At 57.6% G+C, this 1,749-nt stretch carries 1 rRNA gene; it reads right to left on the reverse strand.

Going from position 1 to position 1,749, the window contains the following annotated elements:
- Positions 1–36: 36 nt before the first annotated feature.
- Positions 37–1,535 (reverse strand): 16S ribosomal RNA (locus R5W23_RS07595).
- Positions 1,536–1,749: the final 214 nt, after the last annotated feature.

Below are 1,749 nucleotides of genomic sequence, written 5' to 3' on the forward strand. Positions count from 1 at the left end.
GCTCGAGCCACACGATCTGGTTGTCAGGATCCTTAGAAAGGAGGTGATCCAACCGCAGGTTCCCCTACGGTTACCTTGTTACGACTTAGTCCCAATCAAGAAGTCCGTCTTCGACACCGGTGAAGGTGGCTTCGGACGTCCCTCTCTTTCGTGGCTTGACGGGCGGTGTGTACAAGGCTCAGGAACACATTCACCGCGGTGTTGCTGACCCGCGATTACTAGCGATTCCGGCTTCACGCAGGCGAGTTGCAGCCTGCGATCTGAACTGGGGTGTAATTTCTGTGATTGGCTCCTCTTCGCAGAGTCGCTTCACTCTGTGTACACCATTGTAGCACGTGTGCAGCCCTGGACATAAAGGCCATGAGGACTTGACGTCATCCCCGCCTTCCTCCGGTTTGACACCGGCAGTCCCTCTAGAGTGCCCGCGAGGGTCGCAACTAAAGGTAAGGGTTTCGCTCGTTATGGGACTTAACCCGACATCTCACGACACGAGCTGACGACAGCCATGCAGCACCTGTGCTCGGTCCCCCCATTGCTGGGGTCCGTTCCCGTTTCCGGGTCCTACTGCCGAGCGCTTTCGCACATGTCAAGTCCAGGATAAGGTTCTTCGCGTAGCCTCGAATTAAGCCACATGCTCCACCGCTTGTGTGAGCCCCCGTCAATTTCTTTGAGTTTCAGCCTTGCGACCATACTCCCCAGGCGGGGTACTTAGCATTTTAACTTCGACAGTAAGCCCATATCCGGCCTACTATCTAGTACCCATCGTTTAGGGCTAGGACTACCGGGGTATCTAATCCCGTTCGCTCCCCTAGCTTTCGCGCCTCAGCGTCAGAAGAGGTCCAGCACGCCGCTTTCGCCACCGGAGTTCCTGTAGATATCAACGCATTTCACCGCTCCACCTACAGTTCCGCATGCCCCTACCTCCCTCCAGGCCGTCAGTATCTGAGGCCGTTCCGCGGTTGAGCCGCGGCATTTCACCCCAGACTTGATAGCCCGCCTACGCGCCCTTTAAGCCCAGTGATTCCGAACAACGTTCGCTCGGTTCGTCTTACCGCGGCTGCTGGCACGAACTTAGCCCGAGCTTATTTTTGGGATAGATCACACCTTTCGGCTTTTCTCCCCCACTAAAGCGCTTTACAACCCGAAGGCCTTCATCGCGCACGCGGCATCGCTCGGTCAGGGTTGCCCCCATTGCCGAAGATCCTCGACTGCAGCCACCCGTAGGTGTCTCGCCAGTGTCTCAGTGCGAGTGGCGCGGGTCGTGCTCTCACACCCGCTAGACATCTTCGCCTTGGTGGGCCGTTACCCCACCAACTAGCTAATATCACATGGGCCCCTCCGCGGGCGATGAATCTTTGCTCTCACGAGGTCATCCGGTATTACCCACCATCTCTGATGGCTATCCCGAACCCCCGGGTAGGTACCCATGCCTTACTGCCCCTTACGCCGGTTCCCCCTTGCGGGATTCCCCCGACTTGCATGCCTAATCCATGCCGCCAACGTTCGTTCTGAGCCAGAATCAAACCCTTCAAGTTAATTTTCGCACCCCCGGTCTCCCGGAGGCGACTTGGTCGAGTTCAATCCGGCCGTTGTTCGGTGTCGACTTCACTTGGACCGCGTCGCACCTCGCGGACCGAGCCTCGCGGCCCGACCCACTTCGCTGCGACCCGATCCGAGATGGAGTTAACACCCACTCAACGGCGTTAACCCACCTCAAACAGATCTCACGCACCCACTTGTCAAAGATCA

This window comes from Gemmata algarum, assembly GCF_034097035.1.
GTDB lineage: Bacteria > Planctomycetota > Planctomycetia > Gemmatales > Gemmataceae > Gemmata > Gemmata algarum.